Origin of the sequence: Haliea sp., from assembly GCF_041395985.1 — a bacterium.
Classification (GTDB): Bacteria; Pseudomonadota; Gammaproteobacteria; order Pseudomonadales; family Halieaceae; genus Haliea.
Genome location: NZ_JAWKZJ010000001.1, coordinates 527,985 through 548,900, shown reverse-complemented (window position 1 = coordinate 548,900; position 20,916 = coordinate 527,985). Strand labels below are relative to the sequence as shown.

Annotated in this window: 17 protein-coding genes; 3 read left to right on the top strand and 14 right to left on the bottom strand. The window is 64.3% G+C overall.

Translation table 11 applies throughout. From position 1 onward, the window contains the following. Positions 1 to 18: 18 nt before the first annotated feature. The 3 genes from R3E49_RS02490 to djlA are packed head-to-tail and all read right to left on the bottom strand — an operon-like array spanning position 19 to position 2,724. Positions 19 to 783 carry a hypothetical protein gene (locus tag R3E49_RS02490; RefSeq protein WP_371293589.1) on the bottom strand — a complete coding sequence of 255 codons (765 nt, stop codon included), beginning with the start codon at positions 781 to 783 and terminating at the stop codon, positions 19 to 21. Then, positions 780 to 1,907, bottom strand: coding sequence for an endonuclease/exonuclease/phosphatase family protein (locus R3E49_RS02485; protein ID WP_371293588.1), 1,128 nt, complete (start codon positions 1,905 to 1,907; stop codon positions 780 to 782). The genes R3E49_RS02490 and R3E49_RS02485 overlap by 4 nt, the downstream gene beginning before the upstream one ends. A 34-nt stretch (positions 1,908 to 1,941) precedes the next feature. Continuing rightward, positions 1,942 to 2,724: a co-chaperone DjlA gene (gene djlA / locus R3E49_RS02480; RefSeq protein ID WP_371293587.1), complete on the bottom strand. Its 783-nt coding sequence runs from the start codon at positions 2,722 to 2,724 to the stop codon at positions 1,942 to 1,944. A gap of 124 nt (positions 2,725 to 2,848) precedes the next feature. Between djlA and glyQ the strand changes: the two genes are divergently transcribed. The 3 genes from glyQ to R3E49_RS02465 are packed head-to-tail and all read left to right on the top strand — an operon-like array spanning position 2,849 to position 7,239. Then, a complete protein-coding gene (glyQ, locus tag R3E49_RS02475; RefSeq protein ID WP_371293586.1) occupies positions 2,849 to 3,793 on the top strand; it encodes a glycine--tRNA ligase subunit alpha in 945 nt (314 codons plus the stop codon). After that, a complete protein-coding gene (glyS, locus tag R3E49_RS02470) occupies positions 3,790 to 5,877 on the top strand; it encodes a glycine--tRNA ligase subunit beta (RefSeq protein WP_371293585.1) in 2,088 nt (695 codons plus the stop codon). Before glyQ ends, glyS begins: the two co-directional genes overlap by 4 nt. A 6-nt stretch (positions 5,878 to 5,883) precedes the next feature. Then, positions 5,884 to 7,239, top strand: a complete 1,356-nt coding sequence (locus R3E49_RS02465; RefSeq protein ID WP_371293584.1) for a DNA recombination protein RmuC — start codon at positions 5,884 to 5,886, stop codon at positions 7,237 to 7,239. Here the strand turns inward: R3E49_RS02465 and R3E49_RS02460 are convergent, their stop codons facing one another. The 11 genes from R3E49_RS02460 to R3E49_RS02410 all read right to left on the bottom strand — a co-directional run bounded on the left by R3E49_RS02460 (position 7,240) and on the right by R3E49_RS02410 (position 20,565). Further along, positions 7,240 to 7,575 carry a hypothetical protein gene (locus tag R3E49_RS02460; protein WP_290740936.1) on the bottom strand — a complete coding sequence of 112 codons (336 nt, stop codon included), beginning with the start codon at positions 7,573 to 7,575 and terminating at the stop codon, positions 7,240 to 7,242. It abuts the gene before it with no gap. Positions 7,576 to 7,887: 312 nt separating this feature from the next. Next, a complete protein-coding gene (locus R3E49_RS02455; RefSeq protein WP_371293583.1) occupies positions 7,888 to 8,262 on the bottom strand; it encodes a hypothetical protein in 375 nt (124 codons plus the stop codon). Between the two features lie 13 nt (positions 8,263 to 8,275). Further along, on the bottom strand, positions 8,276 to 11,500 hold the full coding sequence (locus tag R3E49_RS02450) for a response regulator (protein ID WP_371293582.1): 3,225 nt from the start codon (positions 11,498 to 11,500) through the stop codon (positions 8,276 to 8,278). Further along, entirely contained in the window at positions 11,490 to 13,634 is a 2,145-nt protein-coding gene (locus R3E49_RS02445; RefSeq protein ID WP_371293581.1) for an Hpt domain-containing protein, read from the bottom strand. The genes R3E49_RS02450 and R3E49_RS02445 overlap by 11 nt, the downstream gene beginning before the upstream one ends. Next, positions 13,627 to 14,736 (bottom strand): methyl-accepting chemotaxis protein, encoded by a 1,110-nt coding sequence (locus R3E49_RS02440; RefSeq protein WP_371293580.1) that lies wholly within the window; start codon positions 14,734 to 14,736, stop codon positions 13,627 to 13,629. Before R3E49_RS02440 ends, R3E49_RS02445 begins: the two co-directional genes overlap by 8 nt. Further along, positions 14,733 to 15,293: a chemotaxis protein CheW gene (locus tag R3E49_RS02435; RefSeq protein ID WP_371293579.1), complete on the bottom strand. Its 561-nt coding sequence runs from the start codon at positions 15,291 to 15,293 to the stop codon at positions 14,733 to 14,735. Before R3E49_RS02435 ends, R3E49_RS02440 begins: the two co-directional genes overlap by 4 nt. 1 nt (position 15,294) lies before the next feature. Continuing rightward, positions 15,295 to 15,705 (bottom strand): response regulator, encoded by a 411-nt coding sequence (locus tag R3E49_RS02430; protein WP_290740918.1) that lies wholly within the window; start codon positions 15,703 to 15,705, stop codon positions 15,295 to 15,297. Between the two features lie 105 nt (positions 15,706 to 15,810). Next, positions 15,811 to 16,437: a hypothetical protein gene (locus tag R3E49_RS02425; RefSeq protein ID WP_371293578.1), complete on the bottom strand. Its 627-nt coding sequence runs from the start codon at positions 16,435 to 16,437 to the stop codon at positions 15,811 to 15,813. Beyond that, a complete protein-coding gene (locus tag R3E49_RS02420; RefSeq protein ID WP_371293577.1) occupies positions 16,430 to 17,686 on the bottom strand; it encodes a sigma 54-interacting transcriptional regulator in 1,257 nt (418 codons plus the stop codon). The genes R3E49_RS02425 and R3E49_RS02420 overlap by 8 nt, the downstream gene beginning before the upstream one ends. A 6-nt stretch (positions 17,687 to 17,692) precedes the next feature. Next, positions 17,693 to 18,403, bottom strand: a complete 711-nt coding sequence (locus tag R3E49_RS02415) for an NrdJb (protein ID WP_371293576.1) — start codon at positions 18,401 to 18,403, stop codon at positions 17,693 to 17,695. A gap of 14 nt (positions 18,404 to 18,417) precedes the next feature. Next, positions 18,418 to 20,565: an adenosylcobalamin-dependent ribonucleoside-diphosphate reductase gene (locus R3E49_RS02410; protein WP_371293575.1), complete on the bottom strand. Its 2,148-nt coding sequence runs from the start codon at positions 20,563 to 20,565 to the stop codon at positions 18,418 to 18,420. Between the last annotated feature and the right edge of the window lie 351 nt (positions 20,566 to 20,916).

The following is a 20,916-nucleotide window of genomic DNA, read 5'->3' as shown; positions in this document are numbered from 1 at the left end:
GCGCCCGGGCCGCCTGGCTCAACCGAGGAAATTGAGCAGACGCCGCAACAGGGCCAGGGCCAGGTAAAAGAAACCCAGCGGCAGCAGAATCGATTTCAGCACCAGGGACATCAGCAGGTTGATGAGGCTGGCGGCGAAATCACTGACCTGGTCACCCAGCGCCGCTATCCGTTGCCGGATATCCAGCGCGGACGTGCCGCGGGCAGAGCCGTCGGCCAGCGTACTGGCCTCGTTCAGCTCACCGTGGAAACCCTGCACCGCCTGATACTGCACGGCCTCGTTGTCCTTGAGAAACACCGCATCCACCCAGCTGTTGGCCAGCACCACCAGCGCCAGGGCGAAACGCAGCACCACCATCACCAGAAACAGCCGCGCAGCAATCGCCGCCTGACGCCGCGTACCCCACACGGCGGCCAGCATGCCCAGGACGCCCAGCGCCGTGAGGAGTATGTTGAAACTGACGTGGGACACCACAACCAGCAGGATTTTCTGCAAGGCGAGAGCACCCAATGCAACCATCATCACCGCCGAGAAACGTTCTACAAGATCGTTTACCGGGTCCAGCAGTTCACCGACGGTAAAAGTGAGCAGAAACGCATTGACCTCCGTTCCCTGCAGCACCGATACCAGCGCATTGATTCCCCGGGCCGTGGCGTAGACCGCTCCGGAGCCGAGCAGTGCGGCGTCGAGATACTCGGTGGATAGACGATCGAGGACGCCGCTCCAGCCCACAGCGCAGAGGACTGGTACCGCGAGTATCAGCAACCACTGCAGGCGGGTCATGCGGTGGGCTCCCCGGGTGTCGGTACCGAGGCGGCGCTGACCTGTTGTGCTGCTGCGATCGAGCGCGCACGTGCGTGATCCTCACCTGTGGGCTTCACGCCGTCCTGGTCAGCACCGCGAACCGGCGCCAGCACCAATTCGGTAAATAACGCAAAGTGATCAGAGCCGAAGGGCGGCAGGCGACGCAAGCTGCGCAAGGTGAAATCATCACTGTGGAACAGGTGGTCCAGCGGCCAGCGCAGGAACGGGTAGCGGGCGTGGAAGGTATTGAACATGCCGCGCCCTACGCGCGGGTCCAGCAGGCCACTGATGGCCCGGAACAGGCGAGTGGTCGGGGACCAGGCCACATCGTTGAGGTCTCCGGTGACCACTACGGGCAGGGGGCTGCCGGCAACGCTGCGCGCGACGATAACCAGCTCGGCGTCGCGTTCAGCCGAGTGCGGGTTTTCCGTGGGACTGGGTGGCGCGGGGTGCAGGAAGTGCACCCGCACGCGGTCACCCGAGGGCAGCGTAAGCACCGCATGCATCGACGGCACGCCGTCCTCCACCAGGAATTCAATACTGGCCTCATCCAGCGGCAGGCGCGAATAGACGTGCATGCCGTAGAAATTGTCCAGCGGGCACTTCAGGGCGTGGGGCATGGCGGGCTGCAGTGCGTCCAGCTGATCCTGCCACCACTGGTCCGACTCCAGTGTGACCAGCACATCCGGCGCGCAGTCCTGCACCAGCTTGAGGAAGGTGTGAGCATTGCGGTTGGTGGTGAGCACATTGGCGGTGAGGATGGACAGCCGGTGTTCCTCTGGCGCATCGCTGCGTGCCGCTTTCACTTCCCGTTTCCAGAGCGGCGTGTAGGGCAGGATCCACCGCAGCTGCCACAGCAGGCAGGCGCCCGTCACCGGGAGCAGCACCCAGCTCAGCGCCTGGTCTGGCCGCAGTAGCAGGCTCTGTGCCAGAAGCAGCAACAGGGCTGCGGCAGCCAGCAGCAGACGCGGGAACTCCAGGCCGCGCACCAGCCAATGGGGGTGACGCCACAGCGGGAGCAGCGTGACCAGGAGCAGCAGCAGGGTGGCGAGGACAATCATCATGGACAGGGTGGCGATCTCTGGCCGCTCAGCGTAGCACAATGGCCTGTGCAGCGCCGCGCGCGGGCGGAAGCTGCTACTTGCGCGCCCGGGTGATCAGCTCGTAGGCCGCGGTGATTTCCTGCGACTTTTCAGTGGCGACTTTCAGCATGTCCTCCGGCACGCCCTGAGCGATCAACTTGTCCGGGTGATGCTCACTCATCAGCTTGCGGTAGGCCCGTTTCAGCTCGCGGTCGTTCACCTCGGGGCTCACACCCAGCGCGGCGTAGGCTGCCTGCAGGCGGTCCGGGCCGGTCTGCTGTGCGCCACCGTGATGGAACTGCCCCTGGGCCTGGGCCATACGCAGCAGCTGTTCCACGTGCGACGGCTGAAAGCCCAGCAGACCCGCCAGGTTGTCGAGCACACGCCGCTCGGCGGCCTCGATGCCGTGGTCCACCACGGCCAGAGACACCAGGAACATGAGCAAGGTCTGGCGCAGGGCTATCTGGCGACCGCAGACTGTCTGAAAGTCAGCGACGCAGCTGGCGACATCAAACCCGGGCGCCGCGCCGCGCTTGAACAACTCGATCGCGCGCTGCCGCTGGGCGCTGGTGAGCCCCATCTGGCGAATGATCATCTCGGTATGATCGACCTCGCCCTGGGAAATACGACCATCCGCCTTGGCGAGGTGCCCCAGCAGCAGGAAGATCGTTTCGAAGAATCGTTCCTTGATACGGGCGACGTTCTCCGGCGAATGCGCCTCCATCGTGCGCCGCAGTCCGCGGTCAAACTGATGGCCGAGAAACAGGCCAATCACCAGGCCGATGGGACCACCCAGCACGAGACCCAGCAGGCCCGCGACCACTTTGCCGTAAAACATACTGCTCCTGCTGCCGACTCGTGCGGCCGGCCGGCGTGATGAGAAGAAGGAACCCCGCATACAATGCAGGCTGAAGTGGCTGTATACTACCCAGCTTTTTTGCGAACCGCGAACAGGTGTTGCCGTGTCCCCAGCTCCATTGTCCTTTCAGGACCTGATTCTTACCCTGCAGCAATTCTGGGCTGAGCAGGGTTGTGTGATCCTGCAGCCGCTGGATATGGAGGTGGGTGCGGGGACTTTCCACCCGGCCACCTTCCTGCGCGCGATCGGCCCTGAAAGCTGGAATGCCGCCTACGTTCAGCCCAGCCGACGGCCCACGGACGGCCGCTACGGAGAGAACCCCAACCGCCTGCAACACTACTACCAGTTCCAGGTGATCATGAAGCCCTCGCCGGCCGCCTTCCAGGACCTCTACCTGCAATCGCTGCAGGCACTGGGGATCGACAGCGCAGTGCACGATATCCGCTTCGTCGAGGATAACTGGGAGTCGCCCACGCTGGGCGCCTGGGGGCTGGGCTGGGAGGTCTGGCTGAACGGCATGGAGGTCACCCAGTTCACCTATTTCCAGCAGGCCGGTGGCCTGGAGTGCTACCCGGTGAGTGGTGAAATCACCTACGGCCTGGAACGTATCGCCATGTACCTGCAGGGCGTGGACAGCCTCTACGACCTGGTGTGGACCCGGGGTCCCTCCGGCACAGTGACCTACGGCGACGTGTTCCACCAGAATGAAGTGGAAATGTCGCGCTACAACTTCGAGGAAGCCGACACCGACTGGCTGTTTGGCCAGTTCGACCACTGTGAAGGCGAAGCCCAGCGCCTGATCGAGCGCAACCTGCCCCTGCCGGCCTATGAAATGGTGATGAAGGCCTCACACACCTTCAACCTGCTCGACGCCCGTCACGCCATTTCGGTCACCGAACGCCAGCGCTACATCCTGCGCGTACGCACGCTGGCGCGGGGCGTGGCACAGGCCTACTTTGACACGCGTGCCGCACTGGGCTTCCCCCTCGCCGAGCCGGCGCTGCGCGAGGAAGTGCTCGGTACGATGCGCCAGGAGGCACAGGCATGAAGCAGACTGAAACGCTGCTCGTTGAACTGGGCACCGAAGAGCTGCCTCCCAAGGCGCTGAAGACGCTGGGTACCGCGTTCCGCGACGGCATCGTCACCGGGCTGGCGCAGCGCGGCCTGACCCATGGCGCCGTGCGCTGGTTCGCCGCACCACGCCGGCTGGCAGTACTGATTCAGGACGTCGCCCTGCAGGCGCCGGACCGGGAACAGGAGATACAGGGGCCGCCCGCCGACCGTGCGCGCGACGAACAGGGCAACTGGACGCCGGCGGCGGTGGGCTTTGCGCGCAAGCAGGGGCTTGAGCCCGAAGCGCTGACCGTGGTCGACACGCCCAAGGGTCCGCGCCTGTGCCTGCGCACCACGCTGGCCGGCGCGCAGTTGCGCAGCAGCTTCAACGACATCATTCACGAGAGCATCCGCGAGTTGCCCATTCCCAAGCGCATGCGCTGGGGCGCGAGCCGTATCGAGTTTGTGCGCCCTGTGCACTGGGTGGTGGCCATGCTCGGCGGCGAGAGCGATTTCGGCTCCGTGCTCGGCCTGCCCACGGGCAATACCACGCGCGGCCACCGCTTCCACAGCAGCGGCGAGATCCGCCTGGAGCGACCGGAAGACTACGCAGAGACCCTCGCCGGGGCGAAAGTCATCGCAGATTTCGAGGAGCGTCGCGCCATGATTCGCGAGCAGGTTGAGGTCGAGGCCAGCGCACTGAATGCGCAGGCGGTCATCGACACCGACCTGCTGGATGAGGTAACCGGGCTGGTCGAATGGCCGGTTGCGCTGACGGGCAACTTCGAACCGCGCTTCCTCAGTGTACCTGCAGAAGCCCTGGTATCCTCCATGAAGGAGCACCAGAAGTACTTCCACCTGGTGGATGCCGATGGCGCTCTGCTGCCCCACTTCATCACCCTGTGCAACATAGAGAGCAAGGACCCGGCGCAGGTGATTGCCGGCAACGAACGGGTTATCCGCCCGCGGCTCAGCGACGCCGCCTTCTTTTTCGAAACCGACAAACAGCACAGCCTGTTTTCGCGGCTTGAGGGCCTGCGCAACATTGTCTTCCAGCAGAAGCTGGGCTCGCTCTACGACAAGTCACAGCGGGTGTCCAGGCTAGCCGGGGAACTGGCGGCACAGCTCGGTGGCAACGTGGCTGACGCAGAGCGCGCCGGCCTGCTGTGCAAGGCGGATCTGGGCACGCAGATGGTGCTGGAGTTTGCCGACATGCAGGGTATTGCCGGGGCCTATTACGCACGGCACGACGGTGAGTCACCCGAGGTGGCGGCGGCGGTTGAGGAACACTACTGGCCACGCTACGCCGGCGACCGTCTGCCGCAGGGCCTGACCGCCGCCGCCATGGGGGTAGCGGACCGACTCGATACGCTGGTAGGCATCTTCGGTATCGGCCAACCCCCTACCGGCTCACGGGATCCCTTTGCCCTGCGCCGGGCGTCGCTGGCGGTACTGCGAATTCTGGTCGAGAAGGAACTGGATCTCGATTTGCGCGAGTGCCTCGCACTGGCGGTGCAGGGTTACAGCGCCGATGCCCTTGCGGAAGGCACCGCAGAGCAGGTGCTCGACTACATGCTGGAACGCTTCCGCGCCTGGTATGAGGAACTGGACATCCCGGCGGAAGTGTTCAAAGCAGTAAGCGCCAACAAACCCGGAAGGCCACTGGATGTCCAGCGCAGGGTGCTCGCGGTGCATGCGTTCAGCCAGCTGCCGGAAGCCGCCGCGCTGGCCGCGGCCAATAAGCGCGTGAGCAATATCCTGGACAAACTCGAGGACGGCTTCCGCTTTGGCGACGTGCGCAGCGACCTGCTGCAGGACCCTGCGGAACATACGCTCGCGGAGCGCCTTGCGGTGCTTGGCAGCGAAAGCGAGGGCCACCTCGCCGAAGGCGCCTACAGCGAAGCGCTGTCCTGCCTGGCGGCCCTGCAAGCGCCGGTTGACGCCTTCTTTGACGAGGTCATGGTCAACACCGAGGACCCCGTGCTGCGCGGCAACCGGTTGAGCCTGCTACACAGCCTGCGCGAGCGGTTCCTGCGGGTAGCGGATATCTCGCAGCTGGCCGTGCCGCGCAACAACTAGCGGCACGTGCCCATCAGCGTCCTGCAAAGTCCCTGGTTCCTGCCCACACTGGGGATTCTGGCCGGGCTTACCGTCGGGCTGATAGCGGCACTGATCTGGCGCCTGCGCCTGCATCAGCAACAGGCGGCGACCCAGGCGCGGGCGCTGCAACAGCTCACCGACCGCTACCAGAGTCTGCGCAGTGAGTACGATCGCCTGCTGGCCCGGCAGCGCGAGCAGGCACGCCAGCACGCTGACCAGTTGCAGCTGCTGAACGAAAACCGTGCGCAGCTGAAGCTTGAGTTTGAGCATCTTGCTCAGCGCATTTTTGAGGCCCGCGGGCGCCAGTTCACGGACAACAGCAAGGAGGCCCTCGGTCAACTGCTGCAGCCGTTTCGCGAACAGATCAGCAGCTTCCAGCAGCGCATCGATCGCGTTCACTCGGAATCCCTGCAGGGCCAGGCAGCACTGGGGGCAGAGCTGCGCAAGGTGCTGGAGATCGGCCTCGCCATGAGTGAACAGGCGAGCAATCTCGCCGCTGCCCTGAAGGGCGACAAGAAAACCACCGGGAACTGGGGTGAGGCGCAGCTCGAACGCACGCTGGAACAGGCGGGGCTGCTGCCCGGGGAGCATTATGTGACGCAGGCGGCGTTGCGGGACGAGCAGGGCCGCCGGCGCCTGCCCGACGCGCTGATCCTGCTGCCCGACAAGCGCCACCTCGTGATCGACAGTAAAGTGTCTCTGGTGGACTACGAAGCTGCGCTGTCTGCAGACAACGAGGCGCAGCGCGACGCCCGGCTCGAGGCCCACGGACGGGCGATTCGACAGCATATCGACGATCTGGCGGGCAAGGAGTACGCCAATCTGCCGGGGCTGGGCAGCCCCGACTTCGTCCTGATGTTCATGCCCATTGAGCCGGCCTGGATCGAAGCAATGCGCCAGGACCGCGATCTGTTTGCCTATGGATACCAGCGCGGTGTGGTGCTGGTATCACACAGTACACTGATGCCTGTGCTGCGTACCGTCGCCAACCTCTGGATCGTGGAGCGCAGCAACCGCGAAGCGCAGGAAATCAGCCGCAGCGCCGGCGATGTCTACAATCAGGTGTGCACCGTGGCCGAACGCCTGCAGCGGCTCGGCAATACTCTGCAGACGGCGGCCAACCAGTACAACAGTACCGTGCTTGGACTCAGCGGGCGACAAGGTCTCGCAGGCAAGGTCGATCGATTCCAGCACCTGTCGACGGCAACCAGCAAGCAGATGCCCACCCTGGACCCCCTGCATCTGGATATCGATGTCGACCGGCTCAGCGCGGTTGACCGCAGCCCCGAGCGTGCCGAGACACCCGCAGCCGACACCGGCGACGACGAGCGCGCGCCGTAATCAGGCAGCGTCGTCGGCCGGGCGTCGTTCACCATCCCGGGCCACCATGCGGATGGTCCGCTGGCAGGTTTCCAGCCACGTTGTTGCGGGTTCCGTCTTCAAAACCCGGACACAGCCCCGTTCGGTGACACAGGCAATACTGGTTTTGTTCGGTGTCCAGTCGCCCTCTGACAAACGCGGCTTGCGCTTGCTGTAGAACCAGAGCCCGCGTCGGTCCTGCATGACGTAACGTGCTTCCTCAGGCAGAAACACTTTGCGGCCGTCGATTACGGCAAAAACTTCAAGGTCATCCCGCTGGCTGGACCCCAGCGTGGCCGTGGGTGTAATGGTAAACATGGCTGCCCCCTGGTATTCACAGAAATCCTTTCCGACGCTGCAGGTTCAACCAACCGTCTCCCCGAGCCTGACTGGCCGAGCCTGTCCGACAGCGCCGCTGCACACTGGCAGCGCGCTCAGTTATAGGCAGGCAGCCGCTGTCTGACAATGCCGGGAAAAGCATTATTGGGTATCAATTGGAAAAAAGTGTCTTTTTTCGCCCATATTTTTACGTTTAAAGCGATTTTGAGGGGGCCTATTCAGCTATTATGCGCCATATTTTTACACGCGACGGTGCACCCGTCGATGCCCACCCGCGGCTGCAGGGCCCGATCAGGGCGTCAGGGAGAGGCCGGACTCAGCGGCGAGCAGGTCAGGTATCAGGCATTGCCTGCCCGCTATCCGCGCCGGGATACCGCCTGCCGCGGGCACCGCATCGTCCGCAATATCGTCTGCCGCCAGCGGGCGGTAGACCACCGGTTCCGAGGCCAGCGGCAGTGCCCAGAAAGGGACGTTGATACCCAGCAGCACAGCGAAAGTCCGGGCCGCCGGTGTGGGGTGCAGCACGGGAATCCGGGCTTCCCGCCAGGCCAACGTGCCGCTTACCGCCTCACGCACCACCACGATTTCCGCGAGGCCGTTCAGCGGCACCAGCCAGGTGGCGCCATCGGCGCAGGGAAGCAGTACAGCGGGGACGGCGTTTGCCACCTGCGTCTCCATATCAGGACAGGCGCAGGGGGTAGCCGGTCAACTCGGCAATCTGCTCAACCAGCAGCGGGAAGTTGAACGGTTTGCCCATGTAACCGCTGCAACCGGCCTGTTCGGCGAGCGCACGGTGCTTGGGCCCCGTGCGCGAGGTGACCATGATGACCGGAATAGACTGCAGGCGCGGGGATCGGCGAATCTCGCGCAGGGTCTGGATCCCGTCTTTCAGCGGCATTTCAATGTCCAGCAAAATCACATCGGGAAGACGGTGTATGCCCGCCAGAAGCTCTATAGCAGCAAGCCCGTTTTCCGCAGTGACCGTCTCTACCCCGAGACTTTGCAGCTGGCTGGTCGCCACCATGCGCTGGGTGCGCGAATCGTCCACCACCATAACCAGCAGGTTGACGTCCGCCACGGGCTCCAGTGAGAGGTCGGGGACAGGCTCAAGTGCCTGTCGGCTGACCAGCAGGTTCAGGTTGAGCGCGACAATGGCACGTCCATCCGAGCTGGTGGTCCCCCCCACGACCCAGGGCAGATTGGCGAACTGGCTGCCGAGCGAGCGGATGACCAGCTCGAGGGCCTCTTCCACGCGGTCCACGGCAATCGCCATATGGTGCTGGCCGGATCCGGCCACGATAACGGGCACGGTAGCGCCCCAGTTGTCGCGGTCGGGCAGAGGCACACCGGAACACAGGGCCGCCAGGTAGGAGGGCTGACAACGGCGGCCCAGCAAAGGCAGGTCCGTCTGGTCCTGTACCGCCTGCAGAAATTCGTCCGCCGGCACATGCTCAACGCCGATCAGACCGTCAAAGGGTATCGCGTACGCGGTATCCGCGACGGTCACGAGCAGGGCACCGTTGACGCTGATGTTGGAGGGTATGCGAATGCGGAAGGTCGTACCGCGACCGAGGTTGGACTCGATCTCGATATCACCCCCGATGCGTTGCAACTCTCCCATCACGATGTCCATACCGACCCCGCGGCCGGAAATTTCGCTGATCCGCTCGGCGGTGGAGAATCCGCGGTGGAACACCAGGCGCTGGGCCTCGCGGTCGGTGAGACTATCCACATCGACGTCCAGCCCCTTCTTGCGCGCCTGTTCCCGCATGCGCTGGGGATCAATGCCGCGGCCATCGTCACTGAGCGACACCACATAATCCGTGCCCTGTTTGCGCACATCGATGCTGATCACACCCGTGTCCGACTTGCCGGCCGCAATGCGCTCCGCGGGGGCTTCGATACCGTGATCCAGTGCGTTGCGCACCATGTGCTCAAGGATGATCTGGCAGCAGGCGTGGCTGTCGCGGTCGAGCTTGCCGGCTTCGCTGATCACCCGGAACATCACCGCCTTGCCCAGTTCCGCGCTGACCGTGCGCACGATGCGGCGCAGCCCGGGCATCAACCGTGAAACCGGAACCACACGCGCCGCGCGGATCGACGATCCGAGGGAGGCAACCATACCGGCCTGCTGCTTCAGCAGCGCTTCGGCCGCGGACGTGTGCCGTCCCGCCAGCCGCGCCAGCTCATCGAGGTCATCCACCGCTTCACGCAGAATGCTCGCCGCCTCGTGAATATCCGAGTACTGGTCCATTTCCAGAGCGTCAAGCTCCGTATCCGGACCGCTACGCCGGGTTGTCGCGCTGAGCAGTGCACGGTCGGAAATGCGCCCGATGTGCGTGCGCAGAGAGCCGATCCGGCTCAACAGCTCGCCCGTCGCGCGCTTACTCTGCAGGGTGCTCTGGGACGCGCGAACGCCGAGCTTCTGCACCTCGTTGCCCAGGTTGAGCAGGTAATCGAGGGCATCGGGGCTGATGCGGATCGTCTGCTGGGCACCCAGCGCCTGGGCACCGGCGTCGGCGATCTTGCGATCTTCCTGGCGCTGGCCCGGTGCCAGCGGTTGCAGCTGCGGCGCGCCACCCGCCGTCGTGCTGTCGTCACCGGTGGCGGGCGGAGGTGCATCCTGTTGCAGCGGAAGCTCACTGGCGACATCGTTCCGCGTCTGCTGAATATGCTCATAGCCGCGCACCGTTGCATCCAGCCAGGCATTGATGATGCGAAAATAGTGCGCTTCGCCGCCGGCCTCGCAGGGCAGGCGGTCGAGCAGGGTTTCGAAATTGTGAATAAGGGTGCCGTAACGCTGCAGGCCAACACCCTTGGCTATTCCCTTCAGGGTATGCAGCACCCGTGAGACCTGTTTCGAAGCCTCGCCACCCGACGCGGCGGCGCCCGACGCAACGGCGCCCGACGCAGCGGCGCCCGCAGCCTCTCGCTCCCAGGCACCGAGGCTGTCCTCGAGCTTCTCAAGCTCCGTACCGGCCTCCTCGATAAAGGCGTCGAGAAAATCCTGGAACAGCTCGCTGCCGCCCCGGGTACTGAAGTTAAAGGTGATATCCCGCGGCACGCACCAGGACAGCTCGTCTGCGCTCGCCTCAGCCAGCTCGGCGGCGGTGGGCGATGCGGCGGTGGCAGCTGCGGCGACGGCTGGGGCCGATGGCGGCTCCGCCGGGATCGGCGCTAGGCTGGGTGTCGGCGCCGGCGCAGGCGTGTCCGTAGTTTCCGTAGTGACCGGGATGACCGGGGTCTCGGCTGGCGACACCTCAGGTGCGACGGACACCACGGGCGCCTGCGGCGCTTCATCCACTGCTGTCTCGGGGACGTCTGGAAGCGTGGCCCCAGTTACCTCAGGCGCGGTATCGGCCGCCTGCTCCACGGGGGCAGCGGAAGCCTCCAGCGCAACGGAGAGGTCGGCCTCGTCGCGCTCGAGGGTGCTGGGCAGGGCCGGTGGCGGACCGAGATTGAGTACATCGGCGCCAGCGAGGTGCGCGAGTGCTTCACGGGTGCTGCGGTCAGCAGCGCCGCGCGCGTGGCGCACGGCGATAAACTCGTGCCGTGGCGCATCCATGCGTCCGGATCCGGCCTCCCCCGCACGCCCACCGTATATGCCGCTGGAATCGCTGACCGAGGTCAGCACGATCTCTTCCTCGATAAAGTCAGACAGGTCATCGGCGACCGCGCCACCCATCATATGACGCGCCCCAAGCCGCGCTTCCTGGTCACTAAGGTCCGCCGCGGGACGGCGCAGGCGATCGCCCGCTACGGCAAACAGTTTCTCCTCAGGCTCATCGAGACGACGACTCAACAGCCAGCGCAGCGCATGCTCTCCCCACTCCTCGAGCAGTGGCTGCGCCCAGGGTTCCCTGAGCAGCTCCTCGACGGTGAGCTCCTTCTGATTACCGTCCATCAGCGATCTCCCGGCCAAGGCTCATACAGCGGTTGCGCAGCTCCAGCACCCGGGCAGCATCAAATTCTCCGGCGCCGCCGCAGGTGGCGACCAATTCCGGCAGTGCCGCCAGCACATCCTGCAACAACAGGGGCAGGGTCGCGTCCAACGGCTGCTGGCTCTCCAGAACCCGGTCCAGCAGGTCCTGCACATCGCGACCGAGGTCGCCCAGCGAGAACAGGCCCACCGCGTTGCCGTTGCCCTTGAAGGTATGGAAGTGCCGGCGTATTTCCCGCAGACGCTCGTCGCGCGCCGGCGCTGCAACCCAGGTTGGCAGCTCGCTCTGCAGGCGGGCGATGATCTCCTGCGATTCCTCCAGGAACACCTCCCGGAACGCCGCGGGAATGGTTTCAGCCCGCTCGGTCGCCGGCGCACCTTGTGCCTGTTCCGCAGAGTCCGCGGCCGGCACACCCGCGGTCTCATCCGCAGGCGCCGGCTGCAGAAACATCGCGGCCTGTTCCGCTGCCCAGAGCACATCATCCCCGGCAGAAGCGGGGTCGAGGCTCAACCGCTCCATGTGCAGTGACAGCCAGGCCAGAGCCTGGGCAAAGTGCATGGCAACGGGTTCATCCGAGATCAACCGTTCGCGAGCCTCGCCAAGCCAGCGCCCGAGCTGCCCGGCGACCGCAGCCTCGCGCAGCAGGCCCTGCAGCGACAGCGCGCCCTCCATGGCCAGCAGGTCGGCCGCAACAGCGCGCCGCAGTTCATCGTCAGCACCTTGCTGCAATTGTTCCTGCAAGTGGTTCAAGCGTTCAACGGTGGCCAACAGCAGGGGCGCCAGCACGGCAAATGACCGCTCTGACGCAGGCTGCTCACCGCGCAGCAACACACGGTTGGCGATGGCAAGTTGCGTATCCACCAGAGTTTGCGCGAGGGACAGCACCGCCTGACGACAGCGCTCAGGTTGCTCGGCGAAACGTCCGGCAAACAGCTGCTCCAGCATGGCGTCGGCACCCCGCAGATCTTCCGCAAGGACCTCCTCCCCCGCAGCAATCAGCCGCAAGCGAATGGCCTGCAACTCGGCCATGCTGTCCTCGGGCTGCGGCGCGCGCCCGGTGGCAACCGCTTCCAGGTCAGCCTGCTCCAGGGTCTCGACCAGGCTGGAAAGGCGCGCAGATGCACCGCGCAATGCGGCCAGCAGGGCATCGTTATGTATCAGGCCGCGCTGCGCATCACGCAGGGTGTCTTCGGTGATGCCGAACACCTGCCACACGTGGGCCACGTACAGCGGCTGCACCGGGCAGGCTGCCATGTAGAACAGCAGCTGCTGCACGTACGCCGGATAGTCCATCTCAGGGTCAACAGCGTTGCCGTGCTCACGCGCGTGTTTGACCATGAAAGCGCCCGCTTTGAAGATCTGCGCAATGCACTCATCTGGCTCCGCCAGCTCCGCCGCGAGCGCTTCACAGAGCGCCATGAGCAACAACCAGAAGGGCTCCTGCACCGTCCCGACGAGAAAGCCGTGCATCTTCTGCGCAATGCGCGCCAGGGTGCGCGCGCTCTCCGCCCCGGGCCGCGAGCCCAGCACACCCTTGGCGCCCTGCAGGTAAGGCGCCAGCAACACATCAGCGCCACGTCGGATTGCCTCCTCCGCCGGGCGCTCGGCGCCCTGGGTCACTCCACAGTCGGCTGCCACGGGATAGTGGAAAAACAGCGCCGCCGGGCGCGGCACTTCACCGGCCCAGCGGCGCAGGTCATTGACACAGGGCTCAAGGCCGCGGCCGCTGTCGAGGCGCAGCTGCTCGACATGATCCAGATAGGCAGGCAGCGTCTTGATCGCCCGCATCAAGCCACCCATGACGAGATTGCGTCGCTCTGCCACTACATCACCACGCAGCAGGCGCAGGAAACCGCGCTCCATTTCCAGGGCCAGCATTTCCGCCTTGTGCAGCCGCAGGCTGCCCAGCGCGGCGGTAATGTGGTGCACCGACCAGAGACAGTGGAGCAGCGGCTCGCGGCGCTGTATGTCGCGGCTGTAGTCGATCAGTGCCGCCTCGGCGGCGTCCAGGGACCCTTGCAGCGGTGACCGCAGGCGTCTCAGGTCTATCAGATCGATGCCCTGGCGCGGGCTCGCGTGTGGCTGCAACTCAGACATTCAGCGCACTGCCTGTCTGGTCGACGCGCAGCCGGGCGAGGTTCCGGCCCAGCTTGGAGAGCGTTTGCTGTAAAGCGTTAATGCCCTGCTGGGTCGCTTCCGCACCTTCCCGCAGTGCGCGATTCTGCTCGCGCACTTCACCCAGCAGTCCATTCAGCCGACGCACGGTTTCGGCCGATTGCTGCGTGGTATTACCCAGGGAATCCACCTGGTCAAGGAGGTGTGCAGCGCCATGGTTGATATCTTCCAGCGCCGCGTCGATGCGCTCGACAAAATCCAGAATGGTGACCACAGCGCCCACCGTGTGCTCAAGGCTGTTCAGGTTTTCCGCAGACAGGTTCTGCAACATGCGTACCTCTGAGGTGATCTTGCGGCCTTCCTCCTCGGCTTCACGCAACAGATCGCCAATCGCCTCGGCGATACCGAGGAACGGGCGGCCATGCTCGCCGGCGCGCTCCGCTTCGATACGCGTATTGATTGCCACCACCGAGATGCGCGTGTTCAGCGACTGGATGTATTCCGCGGCCGTGGTCACTGACTGTATCAGTTCGCCCTGTCGCTTGGCGGATTTCGAGGTTTCCTGCATGGACTCACGCACATCCGATGAGGCGCGCGCCATGTCCGTGGCAAGGGTCTGGCCGCGGCTCACCAGCTGCCGATGGCGGCCCATGGCCTCCCGCGCCTGCTTGCTGATACTGCCCATGTCTTCCGCTGCCTGCATTTCACGCACCAGTGCGGATTTGACTTCTTCCAGCTGGCGTCCCATGCCAGCACTGGTTTCACTGTGTCCATGACTATTCCTGGCCAGCCTGTGCAGCTCTGTCGTCAGGCCTTCGAACGGCGCACGCAGGTCGGACACCAGCTCCCGCTGCCGCGCCAGGGCGGCATTCAGTTGCTCGGCGATCGCCGCAGTTGCGGGCCCGGTGCTCTCTGCACTGGCTGTGAGATCGCCGTCGGCCATGCGTCGCAGGGCCTGGAGAACGCCGCTGTCGGAATCGGTCGCTGCGCCGCCGTCACGGCGGGCCTTCCACAACAGGAAACCGGTCACACCCTGAGCGACAAGCAGGGCGAGAACAATGACAAGTAGAACGGTCTGGCTCATGGTACGGCGTCCTCAATAGGGTCAGCGGGCTGAGCGCTGGTATCGCCCAGCACGCCACTGGCCATCAACAGCCCGCTATCCAGCAGGCCCAGGAATTCTTCGCCACGCCGGAATCCACCGTCGCAGCACGCTGCCAACAGGCCCTGCAGTGGCATGTCGGCGCTGCGCTGGGACAGGGGCAACGTCACATTACCCCCCACCTGGCTCAGGGTCAGGCCCACATGCAGCCCGGGCTGGCAGATCACCAGGCAGTACTCCCGCCTGCGTCCGGGCGACAGCCGCTGGCCAAACAGCGTATCCCCACAAAACACCGGCAGCAGGTCACCCTGGTAGGCGGCCACACCCAGTACCCGGTTGCCCGTACCCGGAATACGGGTGAGCGGGGGCAGGGCGGTGATGGTTTCGACATCGCGATGCGCGATCACCAGCGGCACACCGGCGATGCCAATCGCCGCGCCCGACCAGACAGGCTCCCCTGCAGGCGGCGACGGCAACGTCGGGCCGCCGCGGGCATGGCGCTCGTGCAACGCTCGCAGGGCGGTAAAGGCCCCTCCCATGTCAGGCTGCCTCGTGGGCCCGGGTGTGTTCGTGGATCAACTGTCGCAAAACCGGGTCGGGGGGGATCTTGCTGACGTGCGCGTTGGCGCCCCGTGCCTGGCCGCGGGCAATGTCGAATATCCCGTCGGACGACGACAGCAGCACCACCGGCAGATCGCGGGTATCCTCCGCGTGCCGGATCAGGCTGCAGGTCTGGTAGCCATCCAGTTCCGGCATGGTGATATCCAGAAAGACGATATCGGGCTTGAAACGCCGCAACAGGGCAAGCCCCTGATAACCATCTTCCGCCGTCTCCACCTCACAACCCATCTGCTTCAGGGTATGAGACATCATCATACGGATGGTCTTGGCGTCATCGATGATGGCCACGCGGACCCCACTGACGTCCTGGGCCTCGTTGTGATCAGGCATAAGGTTTCTCGCTTGTGACTCTGCGTAACAGTATTTTAGTAGTGGCTCTGCGACTGCAAGCACTAATTTGCCTTTTTTCGGTAAATGGCGCAGCTCGCGGACGTTTCAGGAGGTTTCCGGGAAAAGCACGCTGCGGAACGGCTCCATGTGGCCGGCCTGGAAGTCTTCCCACTCGTAGATGTTGAACTGCTGCATCAACTTGAGGCAGCGCTGGAAGACCAGATCCGCATCATAACTGGACGGCGGGATGGCGTACTGCTCGGTGAGCAGCGCGAAGATGCGGGAGGCGATGTCACGGCGCCCGCGATCCTCGCGATAGAGCAGGTGTTCGACCGGCGATGTGATCGTGGGAGCCCCGTAGATCAGGAACGCCTCCCACCGCAGAACATCGTGCTCCAACCCCAGCTGCGCCACCAGCAAGGTCACGAGGTGGCGCAACACGTCACGGGGCGGCAGCTGGTCCTGTTGTAACCAGCGGCGCACATCGAGCTCCTTCCAGCCAGGATTGATGGCCAGCACCCCCAACACGCGACCTTCGATACGTGTTGGCACCACCGCCGTCAAGTCCAATAATAGATTGAGTCGGGCCGAGAATCCCAGAGGCGGCGGTACCGGCGTTTCCGCAAGCGCGGCGTAGCGTGCGGCCAGCGCCGCCGGTGTGGGACGGTCATTAGCCGCAGGCGGCGGTCCGCCGTCGCCGGGTAGCGCGGCGCCGCGCTGTTTCCTAGCCACTGGCAGCCGCCTCCGGCAGCGTACCCAGCGCCAGCAATCGACGGGTGTAGGTGGGGCGCGATACTCCCAGCAGCTGCGCGCGCTGGGCCACGGTGGTCTGTTCACGACGCGCCTCGAGCAGTTCGAGCAGCAGCGCTTCTGCCTGCGCAAGCGGCCCGCTGCCACTCTGGCCAAGCCCGCGCACCCAATCCGTAACCAACCGCGCAGGCTCAACCCACTCGGAGCAGGCGCCGCGTGCCGCGCGACGGTGCTCAATGCCCGGCAGCCAGCGCGCCAGATTGCGGCGCGGCACCTGCAGGAAGCGTGCAGCAGGGCGCGCATCACTTGCATAGCGCACGAGCGCGGCCAGCACCACCTCGTCCTGCAACCAGCCGCCGAGCGGCAGCAGGTGCCGGCCTTCGATGCAGTGCTGCAGGACATCGGCAAGTGCCTGCCGCAGTTCCTCCAGCGCGCTTGGCGCATAGCCCGGGGCCTCCCTGTCGCTGCGGCGCAAGGGTGACAACAGGCCGGCACTGCGCGCGCGGCTGCCGAGAGCCAGCTGCAACTCCACCGGCGTCAGCCAGGCGCCGGCGGGGCGGCGCTCCAGCGCGTTTACCACGCGCTGGCGAATCTCGCTGATATTGCCGTGCCAGGGATGTTCGCGCAGTGCCTGTTCGGCTTCGGGTGTGAACCCTTTCACCACCACGTTGCGCAAGGCGCACTCCTGATCGAGGATCTTGTGCGCCCAACGCAGAATCGCCTGTTGCCGATGGCGCATCGGCGGCACCCGAATCGGATACGCGGCGAATACGCTGGCCAGCCGTGGCTGTAGCTCGCCAGCGGCCACCAGCCTCGCCAGCGTATCGGGGAACAGCGCAACAAAGCGCATCGGTGGCAGGTAGGTAGCGGGTTCCACATCGACAAACTGGCGCGTGGCAATCTGTCGGGCAAGCCGCAGCTGGGCATCGGCGCTCATCAGCTGGGGCGATTTGAACACCAGGGTTTTGCCGGCACCCATCTCCAGGGCGTGGCGAATGCGACGGTTGGCATCGTCACGATTGCGGAATTCGCGGCAGTCGATAGCCACCAGCGTATCGGGGCCACAGCCGGCACGGCTGTGGAAAATGCGGGCGATATACATTTTGCCCGTGCCACGGGCGCCGACGATGGCTACAGGCGTGTCGGTTCGCGCGAGGAAGGCAGCCTGATCGACCGCGCCCTCCATATTGTCGAGGACGTAGCCATCAAGGTTGTCGCCCCGCGCCGGCAAATGCCGTTACCCGCACTTGGAATCGGCACAGTTCAGGCAGGTCATACAGCCATCCATAAGCACAACCGCCTTGGTGTTGCACTTGTAGCAGAGGCTTGCGCCGGGAGGAAAGCCGGTGGCTTCCGTTGATGCCGATTCATCCGTTGCCGTGTTGGCACTTTCGCCCATCAGCTCCCGGCGCTTCTCTTCGATAAACTTCTGCTGGTGCTCATCCAGTTTGCTGTCGATCAGCCCTATATGCTTCATATGGTCTTCGATGGCGTAGCCAATCTCCGCGACGATCGACGGCATGAACACGCCACCTTTCTTGAAGTAGCCCCCGCGCGGATCGAATACCGCCTTCAGCTCCTCGACCAGGAATGTGGCATCACCGCCCTTGCGAAACACCGCCGAAATCAGCCGGGTAAGGGCGACCACCCACTGGAAGTGCTCCATGTTCTTGGAGTTGATGAACACTTCGAAAGGGCGCCGCAGTTCGTGTTCGGTGCCCTCATTGAGGATGACATCGTTCACCGTGATGTACAGCGCGTGTTCCGACATCGGGGTTTTCACCTTGTAGGTTGACCCCACCAGGCGTTCCGGACGCTGGAACGACTCGTGCATGTGCACCACGTTGCTGGCCGGCACGGCATCGCGCTCGCCCGCTACCGGCTCCGGCGTCGCGCCCTTCGGTACCACTTTGTAACTGACTATTTTGCTGCCAATCTTGACCGTCATTGCTGTCTCCCGGCTCAGAACTTGCCGTAGTAACCTTCTTTCAGGGCGTCGAACAGGTTGGCAGCGGTGTGCATCTCGCCATCGTACTCCACCTGCTCGTTGCCTTTAAGTTCTATAGTAGAACCATCTTCCAGGGTGAACTGGTAGAGGGTGTTCTCCAGGTCCTGCTCTTTCACCAGAACACCCTGGAACGCCTCGGGGTTGAAGCGGAACGTGGTGCACCCCTTGAGGCCCTGGGCGTGGGCGTAGAGGTAGATGTCCTTGAAGTCCTCGAAGGGGTAGTCCGTGGGCACGTTGGCGGTTTTGGAAATGGAGGAATCCACCCACTTTTGCGCTGCGGCCTGGATGTCCACGTGCTGCTTGGGGGTCACGCTGTCGGCAACGACAAAGTAATCGGGCAGTTTTTCCTCTTCCCGCTCGCTGTAGGGCATGGCCCGTGGATTGACCAGGCTGCGATAGGCCAGCAGTTCGAAGGAAAACACATCCACCTTTTCCTTGCTCTTGCGCCCCGTACGGATCACGTTGCGCGCGTAATGGTGGGCGAAGCTCGGCTCGATCCCGTTGCTGGCGTTGTTCGCCAACGACAGGGAGATGGTGCCCGTTGGCGCAATGGACGAGTGGTGGGTAAAGCGCGCGCCGCGCTCTGCTATGCGCTCCACCAGCTCTGGCGCCGCCTCGGCAACCCGCTGCATGTAGCGGCTGTAGCGCGCGTGCAACACCCGCCCCGGCAGGCGATCACCGACGGCGATGCCATCGCGCCGCATCTCCGGGCGGGCCGCCAGCATTTCCGGCGTCACCTCGAACAGGTCATCCATGATCGGTGCCGGGCCCTTTTCTTCCGCCAGCTGTACCGCCTGCTCCCAGCCGACCAGTGCCATTTCGCGGGCAACCTCTTCGGTGAAAACGAGGGAATCCTCGTCGCCGTAAGACATACCGAGCATGGTGATGGTCGATCCCAGGCCGAGGAAACCCATGCCGTGACGCCGCTTGTAGGCAATCTCATGCCGCTGCTGCGGCAGCGGCAGGCCGTTGATCTCGACCACGTTGTCCAGCATACGCGTGAATACGGCAACCACATCGCGATACCGTTCCCAATCGAAACGCGCTTTGTCGGTGAAGGGATCCAGCACCAGACGGGTCAGGTTGATGGAGCCCAGCAGACAGCTGCCGTAGGGGGGGAGGGGTTGTTCACCGCAGGGGTTCGTCGCGCGGATATCTTCCAGCCACCAGTTGTTGTTCATCTGATTGACGCGGTCAATCAGAATGAAGCCGGGTTCGGCAAAATCGTAGGTGGAGGCCATGATCATGTCCCACAGGCGGCGCGCGGGCACCGTCTTGTAGATGCGGCAGGCGACCTCGCCCCGGTCATTGCTGACGTAACCCCCGGTCACCGGGAAATGGCGCCACACGATGCTGCTGTCATTGTCCAGGTCGAGGCCCGCTTCCTCCACTTCCTTGACCGTCATCGGGAAACTCAGCGCCCAGTCCGCCTCGGCCTTGACTGCCTCGATAAACTCGTCGGTAATCAGCAGGCTCAGGTTGAACTGGCGCAGGCGGCCGTCTTCGCGCTTGGCGCGGATAAAGTCCATCACATCGGGGTGGTGGATATCGAAAGTGCCCATCTGCGCCCCGCGCCGACCACCAGCCGACGACACGGTGAAGCACATGCGATCGTAGATATCCATAAAGGACAGCGGGCCGGAGGTGTAGGCACCCGCCCCGCTGACGTAGGCCCCGCGGGGACGCAGGGTGGAAAACTCGTAGCCGATGCCACAGCCAGCCTTCAGCGTCATGCCGGCTTCATGGTTCTTTTGCAGGATGTCGTCCATGGAGTCGGTGATGCTGCCGGACACGGTGCAGTTGATGGTCGAGGTGGCAGGTTTGTAGGCCCCGGCACCCGCATTGGAAATGATCCGCCCGGCGGGCAGTGCGCCGTTCTGCAGGGCCCACAGGAAGCGCTGGTACCAGTGTTTGCGCGCCGCGTCTGTCTCCTCGACGTCGGCGAGTGCCCGGGCTATGCGTTTCAGGGTGTCGGCAATATCCTTGTCGACCGGTTTGCCGTTGCGATCCTGCAGACGGTATTTCTTGTCCCAGATATCCAGTGAGGCGTCCTGAAGCCCGATATCCACAACCGTGTGCAATGCCTTGACCACTTCTCCCATGACCCCTTCCCCGTATCGACTGGCAGCCGCCCTAGTGTGCGCGAAGCTGGCGGGTGAGGGCAAGACAATAGCCCCATATACAGGGCACTTTTTTGGGGCGGGCACCAGATATAGTGTTGCAATCCCTCGACGCGGCGGCTGCAAGGTGCCGGTTTGCGCGGGAGAGTCCACAAGATCGCACCGCGACGCCATGCGTGAGGTCAATGAAATGGCCACCGTGCTCCGCGTTGCGATTTTCCTCGCACGCGGTTTATTTCGCCAATCCGGGCTGCGGTTTCGGCGCCGGATTCTGGCCACAACACTTGGGCGCGGAGCGGTTCTGTCCCATCATCCCCGACGCACGCAAACGGC

Coding starts and splice junctions, on each gene's coding strand:
- glyS (WP_371293585.1), top strand. CDS start 3,790: ATGAAGCAGACTGAAACGCTGCTCGTTGAACTGGGCACCGAAGAGCTG.
- R3E49_RS02430 (WP_290740918.1), bottom strand. CDS start 15,705: ATGCCTGATCACAACGAGGCCCAGGACGTCAGTGGGGTCCGCGTGGCC.
- R3E49_RS02435 (WP_371293579.1), bottom strand. CDS start 15,293: ATGGGAGGGGCCTTTACCGCCCTGCGAGCGTTGCACGAGCGCCATGCC.
- R3E49_RS02440 (WP_371293580.1), bottom strand. CDS start 14,736: ATGAGCCAGACCGTTCTACTTGTCATTGTTCTCGCCCTGCTTGTCGCT.
- R3E49_RS02460 (WP_290740936.1), bottom strand. CDS start 7,575: ATGTTTACCATTACACCCACGGCCACGCTGGGGTCCAGCCAGCGGGAT.
- djlA (WP_371293587.1), bottom strand. CDS start 2,724: ATGTTTTACGGCAAAGTGGTCGCGGGCCTGCTGGGTCTCGTGCTGGGT.
- R3E49_RS02410 (WP_371293575.1), bottom strand. CDS start 20,565: ATGGGAGAAGTGGTCAAGGCATTGCACACGGTTGTGGATATCGGGCTT.
- R3E49_RS02445 (WP_371293581.1), bottom strand. CDS start 13,634: ATGTCTGAGTTGCAGCCACACGCGAGCCCGCGCCAGGGCATCGATCTG.
- R3E49_RS02490 (WP_371293589.1), bottom strand. CDS start 783: ATGACCCGCCTGCAGTGGTTGCTGATACTCGCGGTACCAGTCCTCTGC.
- R3E49_RS02450 (WP_371293582.1), bottom strand. CDS start 11,500: ATGGACGGTAATCAGAAGGAGCTCACCGTCGAGGAGCTGCTCAGGGAA.
- R3E49_RS02415 (WP_371293576.1), bottom strand. CDS start 18,403: ATGACGGTCAAGATTGGCAGCAAAATAGTCAGTTACAAAGTGGTACCG.